This is a genomic window from Kribbella sp. DT2 (assembly GCF_049844575.1).
Lineage (GTDB): Bacteria > Actinomycetota > Actinomycetes > Propionibacteriales > Kribbellaceae > Kribbella.
In genome coordinates this window covers 935,342-957,209 of sequence record NZ_JBNCLH010000002.1, presented here as the reverse complement: position 1 = coordinate 957,209, position 21,868 = coordinate 935,342, and the positions used below count along the sequence as shown (strand labels likewise).

17 protein-coding genes are annotated in these 21,868 nt (G+C 70.1%); 12 read left to right on the top strand and 5 right to left on the bottom strand.

From position 1 onward, the window contains the following. Positions 1-209: 209 nt before the first annotated feature. From ACLQ2O_RS13245 to ACLQ2O_RS13225, 5 genes are read left to right on the top strand one after another with little or no spacing between them, the layout of a single operon-like run. Entirely contained in the window at positions 210-2,660 is a 2,451-nt protein-coding gene (locus ACLQ2O_RS13245; protein ID WP_425830833.1) for a DNA gyrase/topoisomerase IV subunit A, read from the top strand. A gap of 4 nt (positions 2,661-2,664) precedes the next feature. Further along, entirely contained in the window at positions 2,665-3,369 is a 705-nt protein-coding gene (locus ACLQ2O_RS13240) for an LppX_LprAFG lipoprotein (RefSeq protein WP_425830831.1), read from the top strand. Further along, a complete protein-coding gene (locus tag ACLQ2O_RS13235; protein WP_425830829.1) occupies positions 3,366-5,201 on the top strand; it encodes an MFS transporter in 1,836 nt (611 codons plus the stop codon). The genes ACLQ2O_RS13240 and ACLQ2O_RS13235 overlap by 4 nt, the downstream gene beginning before the upstream one ends. A gap of 46 nt (positions 5,202-5,247) precedes the next feature. After that, complete coding sequence (locus ACLQ2O_RS13230) at positions 5,248-6,183, top strand: sucrase ferredoxin (RefSeq protein WP_425830827.1); 936 nt, start codon at positions 5,248-5,250, stop codon at positions 6,181-6,183. Beyond that, a complete protein-coding gene (locus ACLQ2O_RS13225) occupies positions 6,180-6,695 on the top strand; it encodes a beta-class carbonic anhydrase (RefSeq protein ID WP_425830825.1) in 516 nt (171 codons plus the stop codon). The genes ACLQ2O_RS13230 and ACLQ2O_RS13225 overlap by 4 nt, the downstream gene beginning before the upstream one ends. On the opposite strand, the gene ACLQ2O_RS13220 is transcribed toward ACLQ2O_RS13225, so the two are convergent. Further along, on the bottom strand, positions 6,692-7,378 hold the full coding sequence (locus ACLQ2O_RS13220; RefSeq protein WP_425830823.1) for a carbonic anhydrase: 687 nt from the start codon (positions 7,376-7,378) through the stop codon (positions 6,692-6,694). The two genes, ACLQ2O_RS13225 and ACLQ2O_RS13220, sit on opposite strands and share 4 nt — an antisense overlap. A 220-nt stretch (positions 7,379-7,598) precedes the next feature. On the opposite strand from ACLQ2O_RS13220, the gene ACLQ2O_RS13215 reads away from it, so the two are divergent. Beyond that, positions 7,599-8,918 (top strand): hypothetical protein, encoded by a 1,320-nt coding sequence (locus ACLQ2O_RS13215; protein WP_425830821.1) that lies wholly within the window; start codon positions 7,599-7,601, stop codon positions 8,916-8,918. Here ACLQ2O_RS13215 and ACLQ2O_RS13210 read toward each other — a convergent pair. Continuing rightward, entirely contained in the window at positions 8,911-10,122 is a 1,212-nt protein-coding gene (locus ACLQ2O_RS13210) for a GNAT family N-acetyltransferase (RefSeq protein WP_425830819.1), read from the bottom strand. The two genes, ACLQ2O_RS13215 and ACLQ2O_RS13210, sit on opposite strands and share 8 nt — an antisense overlap. Before the next feature lie 955 nt (positions 10,123-11,077). Then, positions 11,078-13,162: a DNA gyrase/topoisomerase IV subunit B gene (locus ACLQ2O_RS13205; RefSeq protein WP_425830817.1), complete on the bottom strand. Its 2,085-nt coding sequence runs from the start codon at positions 13,160-13,162 to the stop codon at positions 11,078-11,080. A 469-nt stretch (positions 13,163-13,631) separates the two neighbouring features. Here ACLQ2O_RS13205 and ACLQ2O_RS13200 point away from each other — a divergent pair, with 469 nt between their 5' ends. Further along, positions 13,632-13,877, top strand: a complete 246-nt coding sequence (locus tag ACLQ2O_RS13200; RefSeq protein ID WP_425830815.1) for a DUF7455 domain-containing protein — start codon at positions 13,632-13,634, stop codon at positions 13,875-13,877. 138 nt (positions 13,878-14,015) lie between these two features. Here ACLQ2O_RS13200 and ACLQ2O_RS13195 read toward each other — a convergent pair whose 3' ends face one another. After that, complete coding sequence (locus tag ACLQ2O_RS13195; protein ID WP_425830813.1) at positions 14,016-15,491, bottom strand: PLP-dependent aminotransferase family protein; 1,476 nt, start codon at positions 15,489-15,491, stop codon at positions 14,016-14,018. Between the two features lie 81 nt (positions 15,492-15,572). Here ACLQ2O_RS13195 and ACLQ2O_RS13190 point away from each other — a divergent pair, with 81 nt between their 5' ends. Further along, positions 15,573-16,211, top strand: a complete 639-nt coding sequence (locus ACLQ2O_RS13190; protein ID WP_425830811.1) for a LysE family translocator — start codon at positions 15,573-15,575, stop codon at positions 16,209-16,211. Here ACLQ2O_RS13190 and ACLQ2O_RS13185 read toward each other — a convergent pair. Beyond that, complete coding sequence (locus ACLQ2O_RS13185) at positions 16,208-18,247, bottom strand: glycogen debranching N-terminal domain-containing protein (RefSeq protein ID WP_425830809.1); 2,040 nt, start codon at positions 18,245-18,247, stop codon at positions 16,208-16,210. The genes ACLQ2O_RS13190 and ACLQ2O_RS13185 overlap by 4 nt on opposite strands. 41 nt (positions 18,248-18,288) lie before the next feature. Here ACLQ2O_RS13185 and ACLQ2O_RS13180 point away from each other — a divergent pair, with 41 nt between their 5' ends. The 4 genes from ACLQ2O_RS13180 to ACLQ2O_RS13165 all read left to right on the top strand — a co-directional run bounded on the left by ACLQ2O_RS13180 (position 18,289) and on the right by ACLQ2O_RS13165 (position 21,846). After that, the gene (locus ACLQ2O_RS13180) at positions 18,289-18,774 is read left to right on the top strand and encodes a DUF456 domain-containing protein (protein WP_425830807.1); all 486 of its coding nucleotides are present in this window, start codon (positions 18,289-18,291) and stop codon (positions 18,772-18,774) included. A 113-nt stretch (positions 18,775-18,887) separates the two neighbouring features. Continuing rightward, a complete protein-coding gene (locus ACLQ2O_RS13175; RefSeq protein WP_425830805.1) occupies positions 18,888-19,439 on the top strand; it encodes a hypothetical protein in 552 nt (183 codons plus the stop codon). A gap of 68 nt (positions 19,440-19,507) precedes the next feature. Beyond that, complete coding sequence (locus ACLQ2O_RS13170; protein ID WP_425830803.1) at positions 19,508-20,209, top strand: response regulator transcription factor; 702 nt, start codon at positions 19,508-19,510, stop codon at positions 20,207-20,209. Beyond that, the gene (locus ACLQ2O_RS13165) at positions 20,209-21,846 is read left to right on the top strand and encodes a sensor histidine kinase (protein WP_425830801.1); all 1,638 of its coding nucleotides are present in this window, start codon (positions 20,209-20,211) and stop codon (positions 21,844-21,846) included. The genes ACLQ2O_RS13170 and ACLQ2O_RS13165 overlap by 1 nt, the downstream gene beginning before the upstream one ends. Positions 21,847-21,868 lie beyond the last annotated feature (22 nt).

The following is a 21,868-nucleotide window of genomic DNA, read 5'->3' as shown; positions in this document are numbered from 1 at the left end:
TGAAACAAGGCGTCACCGAACTGTCCGCAGCCGGACGGTCCGGAGCAGTTCCGGGCGGGCGGCGCCGGTTGTCCGTGGGGCGTCGTAGGGTTGGCGCGATTGGGCCGGGTCGCTGCCGTGGATCGCGGGGGTGACCGGGGACAATGGCGCTGCCGCCGGACCGCCGCGGCGCGTAACAGCCGGCACCACCGAGGAGTACACAGACCCGCATGGCACGCCGTACCAGCACCACCGCCGAACCCGAGGACTTCGAGGAGCGCATCCTCGACGTCGACGTCTCCGACGAGATGCGCACCAGCTTCCTGGAGTACGCCTACTCGGTGATCTACTCCCGGGCGCTGCCCGACGCCCGGGACGGCCTCAAGCCGGTGCAGCGGCGGATCCTGTTCTCGATGGCGGAGAACAACATCCGCCCCGACCGCGGCCACGTGAAGAGCGCCCGCGTCGTCGGTGAAGTGATGGGTAAGTACCACCCGCACGGCGACGGCGCGATCTACGACGCCCTGGTCCGGACGGCGCAGCCCTGGTCGATGCGGGTCCCGCTGATCGACGGCCACGGAAACTTCGGCTCGCTCGACGACGGCCCCGCCGCGATGCGGTACACCGAGTGCCGGATGGCACCGCCCTCGCTGGCGATGACCGACGGCCTCGACGAGAACGTCGTCGACTTCAAGCCGAACTACGACGGCCGCGAGGAAGAGCCGTCGGTGCTGCCGGCCGCCTTCCCGAACCTGCTGGTCAACGGCGCGGCCGGGATCGCGGTCGGAATGGCGACCAACATGGCGCCGCACAACCTGATCGAGGTCATCCAGGCGCTCCGGCACCTGATCAAGACCCCCGGCGCCGACCTCGACGACCTGATGCGGTTCATCCCCGGGCCCGACCTGCCGACCGGCGGCAAGATCGTCGGCCTGGAGGGCATCAAGGACGCCTACGCGACCGGCCGCGGCAGCTTCAAGATGCGCGCCACCGCCCGGATCGAGAACGTCACCCCGCGCCGCAAGGGCATCGTGGTCACCGAGCTGCCGTACACGGTCGGCCCGGAGAAGGTGATCGAGAAGATCAAGACCCTGGTCCAGGCCAAGAAGCTGCAGGGCATCGCCGACGTCAAGGACCTCACCGACCGGTCCCACGGCACCCAGCTGGTGATCGAGATCAAGAACGGCTTCGTCCCCGAGGCGGTGCTGGAGCAGCTGTACAAGCTGACCCCGCTCGAGGACTCGTTCTCGATCAACGCGGTCTGCCTGGTCGACGGCCAGCCGCGCACGCTCGGCCTGAAGGAGCTGCTCGAGGTCTACCTCAAGCACCGCGCCGAGGTGACCCGGCGGCGCAGCGAGTTCCGCAAGAAGAAGGCGGAGGACCGCCTGCACATCGTCGACGGTCTGCTGGTCGCGATCCTCGACATCGACGAGGTCATCCAGATCATCCGGACCAGCGACGACGCGGCCGCCGCGCGGGCCCGGCTGATGGAGATCTACGACCTGTCCGAGGTGCAGACCAACTACATCCTCGACATGCCGCTGCGCCGGCTGACCAAGTTCTCCAAGCTCGAGCTGGACACCGAGAAGGCCGAGCTCGAAGCGACGATCGAGAAGCTGACCGCGATCCTCGAGAACGAGCCGCTGCTGAAGAAGATCGTCGGCGACGAGCTCGCCGACATCGCCAAGACCTACGGCACTCCCCGCCGGACGGTGCTGCTGGAGTCGTCCGGCGCGGCCAAGACCGCCGCCGTACCGCTCGAGGTCACCGACGACCCGTGCTGGGTGCTGATGAGCTCGACCGGTCTGCTGGCCCGGACCAACGGCGCCGAGCCGTTCGGCGAAGGTGACAGCCGGGCCAAGCACGACGCGATCGTGTCCGCGATCAAGAGCACCGCCCGCGGGCAGTACGGCCTGGTCACCAGCACCGGCCGGCTGATCCGGATGGAGTCGCTCGACCTCCCCGCCGTACCGACGACCGCCAGCGCACCGAACCTGCAGGGCGGCGCCCCGATCGCCGAGTTCGTCGAGCTCGAGCCCGGTGAGCGCGCGCTCGCGCTGACCACGATGGACCCCGAGTCCGTCGGCCTTGCCGTCGGTACGGCGACCGGCGTGGTCAAGCGGATCGTCCCCGACCACCTGAGCAACCGCGACTCCTGGGAGGTCATCCGGCTCGCCGACGGCGACCAGGTCGTCGGCGCGGTCGAGCTGACCACCGGCGAGGAGGAGCTCTGCTTCATCGCCAGCGACGCCCAGCTGCTGCACTTCAGCGCCTCGGTGGTCCGCCCCCAGGGCCGTACGGCGGGAGGCATGGCGGGCATCCGCCTGTCGGCCGGCGCCAAGGTCGTCTACTTCGGCGCGGTCGACACCGCCCGCGAGGCCCACGTCGTCACGATCGCCGGCTCTTCCTCGGCACTGCCCGGCACGGAGGTCGGCGCGGTGAAGGTGACGCCCTTCAGCGAGTACCCGGCCAAGGGCCGCGCGACCGGCGGCGTCCGGTGCCAGCGGCTGCTCAAGGGTGAGGACGGGCTGCTGTTCGGCTTCATCGGTACGGTGCCGGTCAAGGCCAGCGCGACCAGCGGAGCACCGGTGGACCTGCCGCCGATCGACCCGCGGCGCGACGGTTCCGGCGTACCGGTGGCCCAGCCGATCGCTGCCTGCGCCCCGGACCTGGCAGGCTGACCCTATGAAGAGACTGGTCGCGGTCGGCGCGGTGCTCGTGCTCGCGCTGACCGGCTGCAGTGACAACAAGGACGGTGGTGGCGGCGGCAAGTCCGGCGACGACCCGGTGGCGCTGCTGACGGACGTCAAGAAGACGATCGACGACGCGACCAGCGTGCACGTCGTGCTGACCGGACGGGACCTGCCGGACACCGCGCAGACGCTGGCCAGCGGGGACGGCGTCGCGACGCACGCGCCGGCGTTCAAGGGCAAGCTCACCGTGCGCGCGGCCGGGTCACCGATCGACGCCGAGGTGGTCGCGGTCGGCGGCAAGGTCTACGCCAAGCTGCCGTTCACGCCGAAGTTCATCGAGCTGCCGCCGTCGCAGCTGGCCGGGCTCGGCGCGCCCGACCCCGCGATCCTGCTCGACCCGGCCAAGGGCGTCACCGCCGTACTGCCGACGCTCAAGGATCCGGTGATCAAGGGCGAGACGCGGGACGGCGCGAAGGTGCTGACCGAGGTCACCGGCGCGGTCCAGGGCAAGGCGCTGCAGGGCATCTTCCCGAAGGCGCCGGCCGACCAGGACTTCCCGAGCAGCTTCAAGATCGACAAGGACAGCAAGCAGTTGGTGTCGGCAACGATCACCGGCCCGTTCTACGACGGCGCCACCAGCAGCTACGACCTGACCCTCGACCGGTACGGCGAACAGGTGGAGATCACCAAGCCGTGACACAGGCTCGGACTCAACTGACTCTTGCCTCTGTTGCCGTTGCCTTCGCCGCCGCTGACACCTATGTAGTCGTTCTCGCACTTCCGGACATGATGTCCGGCGTCGGCCTGTCCGCCGACCAGCTCCAGCGCGCGGCGCCGATCATCTCCGGCTTCCTGCTCGGCTACATCGCGGTCCTGCCGCTGATCGGCCGGATCACCGACGTCGTCGGCCGGACGCCGGTCCTGGTCGGTGCGCTCCTGCTGTTCGCCGTCGGCTCGCTGATCACCGCCTCGGCGTACGACCTGTCCTTGGTCGTCATCGGCCGTTTCCTGCAAGGCGTCGGCGGAGGCGGCCTGGTCCCGGCGACCCTCGCGCTCGTCGCCGACCTGTGGCCGCCCTCGAAACGCGGGCTCCCGCTCGGCGTGGTCGGCGCGGTCCAGGAGCTCGGCTCGGTCCTCGGCCCGCTGCTCGGCGCCGCCGTACTGGCCGTCGCCGACTGGCGCTACATCTTCTGGCTCAACCTGGTCGTCGCGGTCGTGCTCGCCGTTCTCCTCCGCGGCCGCCAACGCCCACCCGTCTCCGCCGCCGTCGGCCTGCTCGCCTGCATCGCCCTGGGCCTGACCCTCACCGCCCCAGAGCACCTGGCCACCGGCGTCACCCTCGGACTGCCTTTCGTCCCCTTCACCGGCGACTCCCGGCTCCTTACCCCGATCGGCCTCGTCACCGCGGTCCTCCTGATCGCCTGGCTCGCGCTGCTCCTCCGCAAGGCCGACCTCCGCGCGCTCGCCCAGATCGACCTCGTCGGCGCGCTCCTCCTGGCTCTCGCGCTGGCCGGCGTGGTCCTCGCGTTCGCCACCGCCGACCCCGAGCGCGAGGTCCTGTCCCCCGCCGGCCCCTGGCTCCTCGTCGCGGCCGCCGTCTTCGCGATCGCTTTCGCTGCCTGGCAACGCCACTTGGGGATGCCCGATCCGGCAGCTGCCGCGTTCGGCCCCGAGCCCGGCCCCGCCTCAGCGAGTGCCGAGCCCGGGCCGAGCGCCCTCCCCGCGAGTGCCGAGGCCGGGCCGACCGCCCTCCCGGCGAGTGCCGAGCCCGGTCGCGACGTCGCGGCCGCCGGCGACCGGCCCACGCCGCCGCGGCGGCGGGTTGCGATCATTCCGGCCGGACTCCTCCAGCACCCGGCCGCCTGGGGCTCACTGGTGGTCAGCTTCCTCGTCGGCGCCGCCCTGATCGCGGCGCTCGTCGACATCCCCGTCTTCGCCCGTACGACGCAAGGCGGCGGCCAGCTCGCCGCCGCGCTCGTGCTCGTGCGCTTCCTGATCGCCCTGCCGCTCGGCGCGGTCGCCGGCGGCTGGCTGACCCGCCGGTACGGCCTCGGCCTGATCACCGGCGCCGGGCTCGCGCTCGCCGGGCTGATGTTCGTGCTGATGGCGTTCTGGGACCGCGACGCGCTCGACGGCGTACCGGCGACGCTCGTCCTGCTCGGCTGCGGGTTCGGCTTCGGGCTCGCACTGTCACCGGTCAACACCGCGATGCTCGGCGCCACCCCGCCGGACAGCCACGGACTCGTCAGCGCGCTGGTCGTCGTCGCCCGGATGGTCGGCATGCTCGTCGGCGTCTCGGCCCTGACCGCGATCGGGCTGCGCCGGTACTACGCGCTCGCCGAGGACATCCCCTCGCCCAACGAGCTGTGCCCGTCCAGTCCCGGCACCTGCCGGCCGTTCGTCGACGCCCTGCGCGACGCGGCGATCGCCCAGGGGCACACCATCTTCGCCGGGGCCGCGGTCTGCGCGTTCGCGGCCGCCGTACTGGCTGTCGTCCTGCTCGGACGGCGCCACGTTGTCCACGGGTGACCACCGTCATGGGGAACCCGGCCCGGCTCGCGTAACGTTGAGGGTTGTGAGTGCACCCTTACTCGACAGGCCCGGGCTCTGCTCGACGTTCTGCCGGGACCTGAACGAGCCGATGCCCGGCACGGCCGTCGTGGCCGCCGGGTGGGTCGTCGTCGAGCAGCCCGGTCCGTGGGGTGCCAAGGTCGCCACGCAGAGTCATCTCGATCCCGAGCTCGGTGCGCGGATCGATGCCGAGTGCAAGAAGGTGGACCTGCGGTTCGGGACGATCCGGAGTCCTGGCAAGCACGCTGACGCCGTACCGCGCTCGCACCAGGTGTACGTCGCGAGCTCCGCGCCGGGTCGTTGCTGGCTGCTCGGTGGTTGCGTCGACGATCCGGTCAGGCTCGACGCGCTCGATCTGGACGCTGTCGCCCGCGGCGACGCCGACGCTGTACGGGCCTCGCTGCCGGAGCTGTCGCCGGTCGCTCAGCCGGTGCTGCTGGTCTGCACCAACGGGAAGCGCGACGAGTGCTGCGCGATCCTCGGCCGGCCCCTGGTGGCCGGGCTCGCCGACCGCGCGCCGGGCCGGGTGTGGGAGTCGTCGCACCTGAGTGGACACAGGTTCTCTCCGACGGCGGCGGTGCTGCCGGCGGGGACGTTGCACGGCCGGCTGACCGTGGAGTCGGCGGCCGCCGTACTGGATGCCGCTGATCGCGGCGAAACTGTTGTGGAAACGCTGCGTGGACGGTCCGCCTGGACCAAGCGCGGCCAAGTCGCCGAGATCGCCGTCCGCACCCTCACTGGCGAGGTTGTCCTGGACGCGCTCGGCGTCGTCGCGGAGGAACTGGATACCGTCACCGTCGCCCACACCGACGGCCGGACCTGGCAGGTCCAGGTCACCAGCGAACCCGCCGACCCTCCCCGCCCGGAATCCTGTGGAAAGGAGCCTTTCGCCATGTCGATCCTGCGTGCCGGCACCGTAGTTCCGGGTGGTACCCGATGAGCGCCGCCGAGGGCCCGGTCCCCGGCTTCGAGGACCTGTTGGCGGCCAACGCCGACTACTCCAAGAACTTCTCGTACGGCGGCTTCGACGGTATCGCCCATGCGGGTGTCGGCGTCGTCACCTGCATGGACTCCCGCATCCCGCCCCTGGAGCTGCTCGGCCTCAAGCCCGGCGACGCCAAGGTCCTCCGCAGCGCCGGCGGCCGCGTCACCGAGCTCACGATGACCGGCCTCGTTCTGGGTGTCCACCTGCTCGGCGTCCGCCGCATCATGGTCATCCCGCACACCCGCTGCGCGATGGCGTCGATGACCGAGGACCAGATGCGCGAGAAGGTCGAAAAGGCCTCCGGCCTTCCCGCGGCCTACCTGACCCTCAACGTCATCCCCGACCAACTCGAAGCCCTCCGCCACGACGTAGCCGCCGTCCGGGAACACCCCCTGATCGGCGAAGACGTCCTGGTCGGCGGCTTCATGTACGACGTAGACAACGGCCGCCTGACCCAGATCGTCTAGATGACGACCACCTTGCCGGTGTCCAGCTCGTAGTACGCGCCGACCAGCTTCACCTTGCCGGACTTTTCCATCGGGCCCAGGACCGGGGACTTCCGGAGCTCGGCGAGGACGTGCCCGACGTTGGCCTGGACGGCGTTGTCCAACCTGTCCCCCGGTTTTCCGGCGACCTGCCGGACGGCCGGGGACAGCGTGTCGACCAGGTAGCCGATCTGTCCCGCGTGCGCGCCGGTCCGGTGGCTGTCCATCGCCTTGATCGTCGCGTCGATCGCACCGCACCGCTGGTGCCCGAGCACCATCAGCAACGGCGTGTGCAGCTCCGCGACCCCGAACTCCAGGCTCCCCGTCACCGACTGGTCCAGCGCCTCACCAGCACTCCGTACGACGACCAGATCCCCGAGCCCGCGATCGAAGACCAGCTCGATCGGCACCCGCGAGTCCACGCACCCGATCACCGTCGCGAACGGCTGCTGACCCTTGCTCACGGCAACTCTCCGCTCCACCCCCTCGTCGATCGCTTCGTTGCGGTTGGCAACAAATCGCGCGTTGCCCTCCAGCAGCCGCTGCAACGCGGCATCACCAGTGGTGACAGGCGGTTCAACGCCCGGCCCCGCGTTCGGCTGCGTGGCAGGACCGGTCGCACCGGACGCCGACGGCGTACCGGTGTCCTGGCACGAGCTCAGCACCACCGCTCCCAAACTCGCACCAACGGTGGCACCTAAAGCATTGGTCAGGAATCGACGACGGGACGGCGGACACGGAGTACTCACAGGGGTTTCTCCTCACGGGGGCTGCGGAGCTGGGCGAGCACCGCCTTCCGAAAGTAGCGCATTGCATACTGTCTGCAATACCCGCGACAACCCACGAACTCCCACCGGACCCGCCAGAACCTGATAGGAACTCCTTATGAGACTCCGCCCAAGCTCTCTTTCCCGGTCCCTCCTGGTCGGCGCCCTGGCCCTCGGCACCGTCCTGACCGCGACGCCGGCCCCCGCCGCGATCGCCGTCGACCGCCCGAGCCAGCCGCTCGACCAGCACCGCGCCTGCTTCGACGCGGCGATCACCGGCACCGTCGAGGAGCAACGCCTCGACAACGGCGTCGCCAACGGCCCGTCGGTCCCGGCCCAGATCCTGGCCCGCTCCGGCTTCGACAAGCAGGTGAAGCTCTTCAACCACCTGCTCTGCGCCGCACCGAACAAGCTGGCCGCCCGACTCGTGGTCCGCGCCCAGGCGGAAGCACTCTGGCGCACGGCGACCTACCGCGCCCAGCACGCGCAGGCCGCTCCCGCCCTCCCCGCCACCGACGACCGCGGCCTGTACTGGGCCCGCCTCTCGATGGCCCTCGCGCTCCGCCAGTGGAAGCCGTCCTTCGGACTCAGTACGACGGACCGCGCGGACCTGATCCGCAGCCTGGAGTACTCGTCCCGCGGGATCACCGGCACGCGCTTCTCTCCCGGGGTCAAGAAGATCCTGGTCACCGGCTTCGACCCGTTCACGCTCGACGCGGACATCCGGATCGGCAACCCGTCCGGCGCGAACGCGCTCTCCCTGGACGGTCAGCGCTGGCGCGTCGGCGGTACGACGTACGAGATCCAGACCGTCGTCTTCCCGGTCCGGTACACCGACTTCGACGAGAACATGGTCGAGGACGCGCTCGCCCCGCACTACCGCCGCGGCCCGCAGCACGCGGACCTGGTGATGACCGCGAGCCAGGGCCGGGTCGGCATCTTCGACCTCGAGGTCTTCAACGGCCGCCGCCGCTCGGTGAGCTCGATCGGCGACAACAACAACCTCCAGAGCGGCGGCACGATCAACGCCCCCGTCGTCTCACCGAGCATGCCCGCCGGCCCCGAGTTCCTGACGACCAGCCTCCCCACCGCCCGCATGGCCCAAGCCGACGTCGCCCCCTTCCGCACCCGGGTCAACACGTCGGTCCTGGAGATCCCCGCCGGCCAGACCCTCCCGGTCCGCCAGCCCCTAGGCCCCACTCCCGGCTCGATCGCCTCAGAGGGCGCCGGCGGCGGCTACCTCTCCAACGAGGTCGCCTACCGCAACACCCTCCAACGCGACCTCCTCGACCCGCTGATGCCCGCCGGCCACCTCCACGTCCCGGTCCTCCAGTTCGACCTCGCCAACACCAGCGAGATCACGGACCCGACGTACGAGGCCAACCGCGACGCCATCGTCCACGGCGCCCACGCCGTACTCCGCCAAGCCCTCAGCTGAGGATCAGCTCGAAGGCCGCCGTCACCGCATCCACGTGGTGGTCGGCCTTCGGGCCTTCGTGGTAGTGGCCGACCTGGATCGTGCGCAGGCCGGCGTTGATGCCGCCGAGGATGTCGTACGCCGGGTGGTCGCCGACCATCCACCCGCCTTCGAGGCGGGCGCCGGTGTGGTCGGCGGCGAGCGCGAAGATCTGGCGGTCGGGCTTGCGGACGCCGGCGGCTTCCGAGATGCAGGTGTAGTCGACGGCCGCGCCGATGCCGGTGTGGTCGAGCTTGAGCTGCTGCTGCGTGACGGTGCCGTTGGTGATGACCGCGACGCGCCAGCCGGCCTCGCGGAGCCGGGCTATGCCGTCCAGCACCTCGGGCTCGACCCAGGTGAATTGCGGGTGCTCCCGGTCGTACTCGTGGACCAGCTCCTCGACCGTCCGCTCGACCCCGAAGGCCTTCAGACCGGCGAAGAGTTCCTCGCGCGGCTTGAACCCACCCTTGTCCTCGGCAAGCAACCAGCGCAGCGCGTCGGCGCCCAGCCCTTCCTTCTCCACCCACCACGCGGCCCACGCCCGAAACGCGCCGTCCCGATCGATCAACGTGTTGTCGAGGTCGAACGCCACCAGGCGCGGCCGCCGAGCATCCGCCGATTCCACGAGCGACTGCCGCTCCGTCCACTCCGCCCGGCCGATGCCGTACTCCACCTCGCCGTACTCGGTCCCCGGCTCGTCGTGCGAAGAAACAAACGCCTTGGCGAACGACATCCCCAGCGACACCATCGTCGCCCGCGACCCGACGTTCAGCGTCAACGTCTGCGCGAAGATCCGCTCCAGCCCCACCTCACCAAACCCGTACCGCAACAACTCCCGCGACCCCTCACTCGCGTACCCCCGCCCCCACCGATCCCGCAACAACCGGTACCCCAGCTCAGCCTCCCCCTCCACCTTCGGCTGATCCGGCCCGTACGGCGGCCGCAAGATCCACCACCCCACGAACCCGTCGTCGTCGAACCCCACCCAGAACCCCAGCCCCGGATTCCGCCGAGCATCCTCCATCCGCCGCCGGTGCGCCGCCTCGACCTCCCCCCGGGGCCGAGCCCGCCCACCCAGGTACCGCATCACCTCGGGGTCGGAGTCGAGCAGCACCTCCAGGTCCAGGTGCTCGTCCCCCAACGGCACCAACTCCAGCCGCCCCGTCCGCAAGCTCGGTTGCTCCATCCCCCGATCCTCGCACCCCATCCACACCAGCCTCAGCCCATTTCTCACCGTCATCCCCCCGAACATCCACGACACGCCACCGAGCCCAGCCCAGCCCCATCCACCTTCCTCGAGCCCTGTACAGCGCCACAGTCGTCTCGCGCACCCGCCGGGCCACCAACCCCACAACCATCTGCCTACACACCACCTCGTACACCCCCCAGGCGACCCCGAAGCCCCGCCGGGCCGACGGCCCACACCCCACTGCCTGCACACCACCTTGTGCACCGCTCAGCCAGATTCACTCCTCCGCGGTGCCTGGCCGGTGCACAAAGTGCGCCCTCGTCGGTCTGCATCGGTCGACTGGCGCGTTGTTTGACGACTAGCGCGGTGTATCGCGTCGTTCGTCCAACAACCTGCCAGTCACACCGCAGCACGCAGCGTGCGCGGGGGTGCGCGCGACGCGAGGTGCGGAGTCCTCGGGATGCGCGGAATGCGCCGGGGTGCGCGCGACGCGGGGGTGCGGGGCTGTGCGGGGCTGTGCGGGGCTGTGCGGGGCTGTGCGGGGTGCGCGACGTGGAGTGCGGGGTGCTCGGGGTGCGGGATACGCGTTGTGCGGGTTGCGCGACGGTGCGCGCGACGCAGGGTGCCCGGGGTACGCGAGGTGCGGTGTGCGTGGTGCGCGTGACGTGGGGTGCGAGATGCGCGGGGATGCGCGACGTGCGCTCGGACACAGCGACGAGGTCCGCACGCCGACCGGCGAGATCTCTCCAGCGCGCCACGTCAGAGCAAGCCGGGCCGTACGGGATCGACCCGGCTGTCCCCGATCCCATGCGACTTTGTGCACGACTCAGCCGTGTTTCGTCCCTTGCGGTGGCTGGCCGGTGCTCAGAGTGCGCAGCGAAGGTGGATGCGACCCGGGGACAGCAACATCCCCGCGGCCGGCTCGGCTGCGGGGGTGTCGACTGCCAGTTGCTCAGGCGTCGATGCGGGTCTCGTCCAGCTCGTAAGCGCCCTGGACGATGAACTCCTTGCGCGGTGCCACGTCATTGCCCATCAGCAGGTCGAAGACGTTGGCGGCGGCTTCGCCGTCGTCGACGGTGATCCGGCGCAGCGTGCGGTGGCGGGGGTCCATGGTGGTTTCGGCCAGCTGGTCGGCGTCCATCTCGCCCAGACCCTTGTAGCGCTGGGGAGGCTCTTTCCAGCGGACGCCCTTCTTCATCAGCTCGGCGGACTTTCGCTGGTACTCCGCGTCGCTGTAGGTGTACAGGTACTTGTCCTGCCCCTTCTTCGGGTTCGTCAGCTCGAAGCGGTGCAGCGGCGGTACGGCGGTGTAGACGCGACCCGCGTCCACCAGCGGCCGCATGTAGCGGAAGAAAAGCGTGGCGAGCAGGCAGCGGATGTGGGCGCCGTCGGAGTCGGCGTCGGCCATGAAGATGATCTTGCCGTAGCGGGCCTGCTCCAGGTCGAACGTGCGGCCGGAGCCGGCGCCGACGACCTGGATGATCGAGGCGCACTCGGCGTTCTTCAGCATGTCGCCGACCGACGCCTTCTGCACGTTCAGGATCTTGCCCCGGATCGGCAGCAGCGCCTGGAACTCCGAGCTGCGCGCGAGCTTCGCCGTACCGAGCGCCGAATCACCCTCGACGATGAACAGCTCGGAGCGGTCCACGTCGTTGCTGCGGCAGTCGGCCAGCTTCGCCGGCAGGGCCGACGACTCCAGCGCGGTCTTGCGCCGCTGCAGCTCCCGGTGCTGACGGGCCGCGACGCGCGTGCGTGACGCGGCAACGACCTTCTCCAGTACGGCGCGCGCCTGCGCCTTCGCCGCCCCCTTGGTCGAGGTGAGGAACGTCTCCAGCTCGGTCTGGACGACCTTCGCGACGATCCGCGACGCGGCCGGCGTGCCGAGCACCTCCTTGGTCTGGCCGTCGAACTGCGGCTCGGCCAGCCGGACGGTGACGACGGAGGTGAGTCCCTCGAGCACGTCGTCCTTGATGATCTCCTCGCCGCTCTTCAGCAGCCGCGTCCCGGTCAGCACGCCGGTGAACGCCTTCGACAGCGCCCGCTCGAAGCCGGCCACGTGCGTGCCGCCCTTGGGCGTCGACACGATGTTCACGAAGGAGCGGACCTCGGTCTCGTACCCGTCGCCCCAGCGGACGGCGATGTCGACCTCCAGGTCGCGCTCGACGTCGGTCGGGGTCATGTGCCCGGCGTCGTCGAGCATCGGCACGGTCTCGGTGAAGTGCCCGGTCCCGGTCAGCCGGACGACCTCGGTGACCGGCTGGTCGGTGGCCAGGAACTCGCAGAACTCCGAGATCCCGCCCTCGTGCTTGAACGACTCCTCGGTCGCCTCGTCGCCGCGCTCGTCGCGGATCACCAGCTCCAGGCCGGGGACCAGGAACGAGGTCTGCCGCGCGCGGGTGACCAGCTCGTCGTAGTTGAACGCGGCGTCCTTGGTGAAGACCTGACGGTCCGCCCAGTACCGGATCCGGGTCCCGGTGACACCCTTCTTGGCACGACCGGCCTTGCGCAGACCGACAGCAGCGGTGAAGGACGCCGCGGCGCCCTCGCTGTCGAACTCGCCGGCCACACCGCGCCGGAACGACGTGGTCCAGACCACGCCACCGCGGTCGACCTCGACGTCGAGGCGCGCGGACAGCGCGTTCACGACCGACGCGCCGACACCGTGCAGACCGCCGGAGGCGTTGTACGAGCCGCCGCCGAACTTGCCGCCGGCGTGCAGCTTGGTGAAGACCACCTCGACGCCGCTCAGCTTGGTCTTCGGCTCGATGTCGACCGGGATGCCGCGGGCCTTGTCGCGCACCTCGACCGAGCCGTCCTTGTGCAGCACGACGTCGATCCGGTCGCCATGGCCGGCCAGGGCCTCGTCGACGGCGTTGTCGATGATCTCCCACAGGCAGTGCATCAGGCCGCGGCTGTCGGTCGAGCCGATGTACATGCCCGGGCGCTTGCGGACGGCCTCCAGCCCTTCGAGCACGAGCAGGTTGCGGGCGTTGTACGTCGGGTCGAGCTCGGTACTGCGAGGCGTCGGGGCGGCCACAGGGCTCCTTCACTGGTTCACAAGCAGACAACCGTACGACGACTTGGCCGCCGTACGAGTGACAGCCTACGAGGCCCCACCCCCAAAACCTGGCAGGAGGTCGATGTGGCTCGTTTGGGGTTGCTCGGCATCATGGTGGGGTACCGATTGAGCACCACCGCAAGCAACAACAGCATCGACAGGGATCCGCCAGAGATAGGTGTTTCGGCAGATATCGATCTGGACTCGATCACAGGAAATTCCGACACTCCGGATGTGAGCACACAGTGAGCATTCGGTGGCGCACAGTGAAAGAGGACACGCCCGACACCCGCCGGAAACAACAGATCGACCGAATCCGAAACGATTCCCCGTCAATATGCGTCATAAGGGAACAGGTGGTTCGTCTCACATTCGGACACGCTGCACCTACCGGGAAGCGATCCGCATGTCAGGATGTTGCTATCTGGTGAGTACGGAACTAGATGAGATGAGGCCTCAAGTGACTACAGCACTCGCCCCGAGTTCGACCCTGTCGGCTGCGGACCGTTGTGACCGCTGCGGTGCGCAGGCCTACGTCCGTGTGACCCTGACCAGCGGTGGGGAGCTTCTGTTCTGCGCCCACCACGGCCGGGAGCACTCGGAGAAGCTGCGCGACATCGCTATCACCATCCACGACGAGACCGGTCGGCTCGAAGCCGTCAGCCCGGTCCCGGCCGCGGACGAGGAGCGGTAACCCCAGGCCTCGTAGGCGCCAACGGCGGCGCAGACCACACACACTTAGTGATGGCGGTCACCCGGACAGGGTGGCCGCCATCAGTCCTGTACGGCGCCAGAACGTGGCCGGTACCGGACAACTCCGGTGTCGGGTACGTCACACCACCGGTACGCCGGGCTCCGGTCCGTGCCGGCGGAACTCCTGCCACGCACCGGCCAGCCGGTTCACTGCGTCGACAAGCACCTCCGGCGCGTAGGCGAACGGCAACCGCAGGTAGTTGTCATGGTCACCGGTCGGATCCATGGCGTGCCCGGCAACGATCTCGACGCCGTGCCGCAGCGCGATCTGCGCGAACACCCGCGCGTCCGTGTCCGGCAGCCGCACCCACAACGCCGATCCCCCGGCCGGCTCCTCCCACTCCCACTCGGGCAGCCGGTCGCGCAGCAGCTCCCCGATGTGCGCACGTCGTCCGGTGGCCAGCCGGGCCCGTTCGGCGGTCACCTCGGCCAGTCGCGGCAGCAACCGCGCGGTGAGCGCCTGGTCGATCACCGGACTGCCGAGATCGGCGAGCGCTTTGTGTCGCGTGAGCCGGTCGGCCAATGGTCGCGGCGCGCGGATCCAGCCGATCCGCAATCCGCCCCAGACCGCTTTCGACACCGACCCGATCGACAGCACCTCCGCATTACCCGGCGCGTAGGCGGCCAGCGGCGGCGGAATTTCCGGCCCGGCCGGATCGCCGGCGGAATAGGCGTTGTCCTCGACCACCACCACGCCGTACCGGCCGGCGATTTCGGCGACCTGGCGGCGCCGCGCCGGTGACATCAGCCGGCCGGTCGGATTGTGGAAGGTCGGCATCACGAACAGCATCGCCGGCTGGTGCTCCTCGAGCGCGGCCGTCAGCAGGTCGGGACGGATGCCTGCATCGTCAAGCGGTACGCCGACCACGCGCCCACCGGCCGCACCGAAGAGGTCGAAGCAGCCCGGCCAGCTCGGCTGCTCGATCACGACAGCGGCGCCGGTCCGCAGGTACATCTGCGTGACCAGCGCGATCGCCTGATGAGCGCCGCTGGTGACGACGATCTCGTCGGGGCTGGTCGGCAGGCCGCTCTGCTCGAAGTGCTCGGCGATCCGCTGCCGCAACGGCTCGATGCCGCGCGGGTGGTAGCCGACGTCCTGGAGCAGCGTGGGCAGGTCCGTCCGGGCCAGGTCCTCGACCTCGGCGGCGAGGTCGGGGATGCCGGGATCGACGGCGTACGTCATCGAGATCACGTCGCCCGGGCCGACGGTGATCCGGTGGAACAGCGACTCGCCGTACCCGATCGGCATCCGCTTGTCGGCGGTCGACCGGCCACGGCTCGCGGACCGCGCGACCGTCGTACCGCTGCCGCGACGGCTCTCGACGAGTCCGCGGGCGCGCAGTTCGTCGTACGCCGCGACGACCGTGCTGCGGCTGACCGCGAGCGCCTCGGCGAGCCGGCGTTCGGCCGGGAGCTTCGCGCCGACCGGGAGCTCGGTCGAGCCCATCAGCGCGGTGAGCGCGTCGGCCAGGCGGCGGTACAGGCCGCCGCTGCGACCGGTCAGGCGCCGGCCGATCAGGTCGGCCAGGACGGCGGGATCTCCGGAACGGTCCACTTCTCCTCGGATTGGCTCGGGTGGACTGGATGGCGAGCGGCCAGGCTAGTCGCGGAAGCAGTCCAGTTGAAGAGTGTGAGGGTGATCGTGGGAATCGGGCAGCTGCTCGGGTTCGTCGGGGCGACGGTGGTCCTGGTCGGGATGCCGGGGCCGAACAACATCTACATCTCGCTGCGCAGCCTGACCCAGGGCCGGCGAGCGGGCGTCGTGTCGGCGTTCGCGATCGAGACCGGGTCGGTGGTGTACATCCTGGTCACGGCGCTCGGGCTGGTCGCCGTCCTGGAGGCTTCGCCAAGGGTGTTCACGGTGATCTCGCTCGCGGGTGCGGCGTACCTGGCGTACCTCGGCGTGAAGACGCTGCGCTCGAAGGGCACCTCCTCCGGGCTCGGTTCGCTGCGGACCGAGCCGCTCGGGCGCGTGTTCCGCGCCGGCGTGCTGGTGAACCTGCTGAACCCGAAGGCCGCGTTGTTCTTCCTCGCCTTCCTCCCGCAGTTCACGACGCGCGACGCGGACGCGGGCCAGGTCCGGACCGAGATGCTGCTGCTCGGTCTGGCCGTCCTGGTGATCGGGCTGGCGCTCGATCTCTGTTACGCGGTCGGTGCGGACGCGATCGGCAGGCGCTTCCGCTCGCCGCGCAGCACGCAGATCCAGCGCTACCTGGCAGGCGGAAGCTACCTGGCCGTGTCGGTCGTCGCGGCCTTCACGGCAGTGAACCTCTAGCTCAAGGTAAGACTTCCATCTGTGTACTCGACAGTCAGCGTTCGCTCACCGACACGCACACCGTCAACGCGCAGTGATCTCCAGGGGAAGTCGCTCGCGGGCGTGATGTCGAGGGTGCCGGCCGGGACATCGGGTTCGATGCCCAGCGCCGCCACAATCACCGCAACTGCTGAAGCGGCTGCCCAGGCCTGAGGGCGGCAGGACAGCGGGTACGGCGTGGGGCTGCCTTCTTCTGCCGTTCCCGCTCCCCCGTACAACTCGGGTAGCCGATAGCCGAACGACTCCGCGGCTTCCAGCAGACCGCGTGTGTACGTCGTCGCAACACTGGATCGCCCAGCGGCGTACAGGCCTTGCACAGTCATCGCGGTGTCGTGCGGCCAGACGCTGCCGGTGTGATAGCCGAGCGGGTTGAACCCGGGCATCTCCGTCGTCAGCGTGCGCAGCCCGAAGCCGGAGTCGAGCTGCTGGTCGCCGAGCAGATCGGCGACGGTCGCTTCCTCGTCGGCGTCGAGCAGTCCGGTGCCGAGCAGATGGCCCATGTTGGACGCCGGTCCCGCGACCGGCCGCTTGGCGCCGTCGAGCGCGATCGCCGGGTACCCGTCGACCCAGAACTTCTCCCGGAACCTCGTCTTGAGCTCGGCCGCCCAGACCCGCCACTCGTCGGCCCCGCCGGAAGCGCCGGCACCATCGCGCTCGCGCGCATCGCCGAGGTCGCCGGCGAACGCGTCCAGCAGTTCCGCACCCGCGAGCGCGGCGGCGTACGCGTAACCCTGCACCTCGCACAGAGCGATCGGCGCGGTGGCGATCGTGCCGTCGGGCCACTGGACGGAGTCGCTGGAGTCCTTCCAGCCCTGGTTGGCCAGGCCGTGGCCGGACTCGTCGACGTACTCGAGGAAGCCGTCGCCGTCGGGATCGGCGTAGTCGCGCATCCAACGGAGCGCGCGCTGCAGGTTCGGCAGCAGCGCGCGGATCTCGTCGGCGGGCATGCCCCAGCGCCACGCCTTGTGCAGGGTCGTGATCCAGAGCTGGGTCGCGTCGTGCGTTCCGTAGTACGCCACAGGCAGCACGAGCCCGTTGCCGTGGTCGGCGACCTCGGCGCGCAGCTCGTGCGGGATCTTGCCCGGCTGCTCGGCCGCGTCGGCGTCGACCTTGCTGCCCTGCCACGCTGCCAGCGCGCGCAAGGTGCCTGCGGCAAGCTCCGGGTCGACGGGGATCAGCATGCCCGCCGAGATGAGGGAGTCGCGCCCGAAGAGCGTGAGGTACCAGGGCGGCCCGGCGCCGAGATAGCGCTCTCCCCCGGTCCCCAGTTGCAGCGCCGCGAGGTCGTCGAGGGATCTCCGCACCCACCGCTCGACGCGGGAGTCCGAGCAGGAGAGCACGACCTCGTCGTACGCCGGACGCTGCTCAGGCGGCTTGATCTCGAAGCCAGTCGCCGCGGGGAACTCCGCGGTGACCTGGAGCGTGACCGTGGACTCGTCGCCCGGTTTGAGCTGCAGGTCCCACTGCACTCCGTCAGGCGTGAGCACCGACTCGGCGGCCGCGACGCTCACCCGCGTCCCCGCCTTCTCCCAGCGCAAGGCATCCCCGTCGACCGCAGCACTCACCGTCGGCAGGTCCGCCGCAGCCTCGCTGCGGACCTCCGCCGTCCCGGCAAGATCGGTGCCGAGAGCAACGGTCAGCAGGCAGTCGACGGTCTGGTGGGAGTTGTTCACCACCGTGATCCGCTCGGTCAGACCGTCACCACCCACCGTGCGGGTCCGCCGCAACCGCACGGTCGGATCGTGTCCACCGTCTCCCAAGCCTTCGATCACCGCACCGAAGACGGTCACTCCTTGACCTGGTTCGTCGACGTGCACCGGGAGCGGTTCCCGACCGTCGACCGTCACCACCAGCCGCGACAGGATCCGGCGGTCCCGGGCGAACACCCCCTCGGCTCCGCTCCCGGAGAGTTGGCCCGAGCGTGGGGACAGCACCACCCAGGGGGCGGCGAGCGTGGTGACCAATTCATGCAGTGCTTTCGAAGTTCGGGCAGCCATGCGTCCACACTAAGCCGAGCGTTTTACGGCAGAGTGGAGGCGTGAACAGCGTTGCGACGTTCCTGGTCGGGGTGGCGATCTTCGTCGGCATCATCGGCATCGTGGTCCCGGTGCTGCCCGGGGCGCTGCTCAGCCTCGCCGCGATCCTGGTCTGGGCGCTGGAGGAGCAGAGCCCGACCGGCTGGGTCGTGCTGGCCGCGGCCGTGGTGCTGATCGGTGCGAGCCAGGTGGTCAAGTACATCGTCCCGGAGCGCCGGCTCCGCGAGTCCGGCGTGCCCAGACGCTCGATGTTCATCGGCGTGCTGCTCGGGATCGTCGGGTTCTTCGTGATCCCGGTCGTCGGCATGTTCGTCGGCTTCCCGCTCGGCGTGTACCTCTCGGAACGGCAGCGCCTCGGCACCCACCCGGACGCCTGGACGTCGACCAAGCACGCGCTCCGCGCGACCGGGTTGTCGATCCTGATCGAGTTCGTCGGTACGGCGCTGGCGGCGGCCGTCTGGCTCGGCGCCGTCCTGTTCCTGGTCTGACTGCCAGGGTTTTGCCAGCCGCGCGGGAGGCTCGTCTCAGGTCCGCGGCGGAGGGTGGGACGACCAGTACCAGGTGAAAGGCCTTGGTACGTCGTACCGGGAGGCAGTTGCAGATGGCGTCGTTCGAGAAACTCACCGACAAGCCGTGGCGGGTGGCTGGCACCGTCGCGGCGGTGGTCGTGACCACGGCGGCCGGCGGGGTCGCCTGGGCGACCACCAGTGCGGACCCGTCGCCTGCGCCCTCGGCATCACCTTCCGCACCCGCCACGCCGGCCGATCCGGCCAAGCCCGGCCCCGGCGGACCTGGCGGACCAGGCAGGCACGGCGAGCTCGGGCTCGGCATGGGCGCGCTGCACGGCGAGTTCGTGGTCGAGAAGGAGGGCGGCGGCTACCAGACCGTGTCCACCCAGCGCGGCGAGGTCACCGCGGTCAGCAAGGACAAGCTCACCGTGAAGAGCACCGACGGCTACAGCCGTGAGTACACGCTGACCGAGGACACCTTGGTGAACGCGGCCCGCGACGGCATCGACGACGTGAAGACCGGCAACCAGGTCACCGTCTCGGCCGTCGTCGCGAACAACGTCGCCACCGCCACCACCGTGAACGACGGGACCGTGCGCGGCGCGGCCCAGGACAAGTGGGGGTTCAAGCGCGGCCCGCGCTGACAGGACTCACAGCCAACTGCCAGGAAGGTGCCAGGGTTCGCACGGATCGCCGGTGCAGACTGGTGGGCATGAGCCCGCACCTCCTGGTCGTCGACGACGAGCCGAACATCGTCGAACTGCTGTCGGCGAGTCTCCGGTTCGCCGGGTACGACGTGACGACGGCGACGCACGGCGCCGAGGCGCTGAAGAAGGCCCGTGAGGTCGAGCCCGACCTCGTCGTGCTCGACGTGATGATGCCCGGGCTCGACGGTTTCGAGGTGGTCCGGCGGCTGCGGGGAGAGGATCGGCACGTCCCGGTCCTCTTCCTGACCGCCCGGGACGCCGTCGAGGACAAGGTGCTCGGCCTGCACACCGGCGGCGACGACTACGTGACCAAGCCGTTCAGCCTGGACGAGCTGGTCGCGCGGGTCCGCGCCCTCCTGCGGCGCTCCGGGCACCGCGAGCAGGCCGCGACCGAGCCGGCCGTCCTCAAGTACGCCGACCTCGAGCTCAACGAGGACAGCTACGAGGTGTTCAAGGCCGGCGAGGCGGTCCAGCTGTCGCTGACCGAGTTCAAGCTGCTGCGCTGCCTGCTGGAGAACTCCGAGCGGGTGATGTCGAAGGGGCAGATCCTGTCCGCGGTCTGGAACTACGACTTCGCCGGTGACGCCGGCGTGGTCGAGTCGTACATGTCGTACCTGCGCCGCAAGGTCGACACCGGCGACCAGAAGCTCCTGCACACGGTCCGCGGTGTCGGCTACGTCCTCCGGACGCCGAGAGGCCCCAACTGATGCCCTCGCTCGGACCCGCGAGCGGCCACACCGGTGGGCCGAGGACCGGACGCGGCCACCGCCGTTTCACCGAGCGCTACCCGCTGCGCGTCACGATCGTGCTCGTCCTGCTGACGCTGGTCACCGCCGCCCTGCTGGCGTCCGGTCTGGTCGCGACGACGATCATGCGCGGCTACCTGACCGACCGCGTCGACAGCCAGCTCGCCGACGCGGCGAAGCCGATCACCGACCGGCTGCCGACGGCGGACGGCCAGGGGCCCGCGTTCAAGCCGGACCGGGGCGGTCCGCCCCGGCTGCCGAGCGCGTTCCTGGTCCAGGTCTTCCACTCCGACGGCACCCCCGACGACAGCGGGCCGTACCGCGAGCCCCTGCGGGCAGGCGAAGCCCCGCCGCAGGTCCCGACGCTGACGCTCGCGCAGGTCGTGTCGAAGGGCGGCAAGGCGTTCACCGCACCCGCGACGTCGGGCGACGACCACTGGCGGTTGATCGCTGTTCCGCTCCCGAACCGGAGCAGCTACCTGGTGATCGGACAGAGTCTGTCCGATCTGGACCACACGCTTCAGCAGCTGGTCGGGGTGCAGATCGCGGCCGGGGTGATCCTGCTCGTGCTGCTCGCGGGTGTTGCCACGTACGTCGTACGGCGAAGTCTGCGCGGGCTCGAGGACGTCGAGCACACCGCGGTCGCGATCGCGGGCGGCGATCTCGGCCGGCGGATCCCGCAGCGGGATCCACGGACGGAGGTCGGGCGGTTGTCGCTCGCGCTGAACCAGATGCTCGGCCAGATCGAGACCGCGTTCGCGCAGCGGACGGCCAGCGAGTCCGCCGCGCGGCGCTCGGAGGAGTCGGCCCGCCGCAACGCCGAGCTCGCCCGCCAGTCCGAGGAGATCGCCCGGCAGTCCGAGGAGATCGCTCGCCAGTCGGAGGAGGACGCCCGGCGGTCCGAGGAGCACGCGCGCCAGTCGGAGGACCGGATGCGGCGGTTCGTCGCGGACGCGAGCCACGAACTGCGCACGCCGTTGACCTCGATCCGCGGGTTCGCCGAGCTGACGCGTCAGCGCGGTGGGGCGATGGAGCCGGCGACGATGAAACGCATCGAGGACGAGGCGAAGCGAATGGGCCTGCTCGTCGACGACCTGCTGCTGCTGGCGCGGCTCGACCAGCAGCGCCCGTTGCAGTACCAGCCGGTCGACCTGCTCACGCTCGCGGGCGACGCCGTACACGACGTGGAAGCCGTGCAGCCGGAGCGCGAGATCAGCCTGCGCATCCTTCCCAACTCCGGTGCGCCGGTCGTCGAGGGTGACGAAGCGCGCCTGCGGCAGGTCCTGGGCAATCTCGTGAGCAACGCCCTGCACCACACACCGATCGAGGCCCCGATCACAGTCTCCGTCGGCACCCGCGACGGCCGAGCCGTGCTCGAGGTCGCCGACACCGGATCCGGGCTGAGCGAGGAGCAGAAGGCGCGCGTGTTCGAGCGCTTCTACCGCGCGGACTCCGCCCGCACCAGAGTCACCGGCGGCTCCGGCCTCGGACTCTCGATCGTCGCCGCCCTGGTCGCCGCGCACCGCGGCGAGGTGAAGGTCACCGACACCCCCGGCGGCGGCGCGACCTTCACCGTCTCTCTTCCACGGATGGACTAGAGCGCCGAAAAGCTGCGGTTCG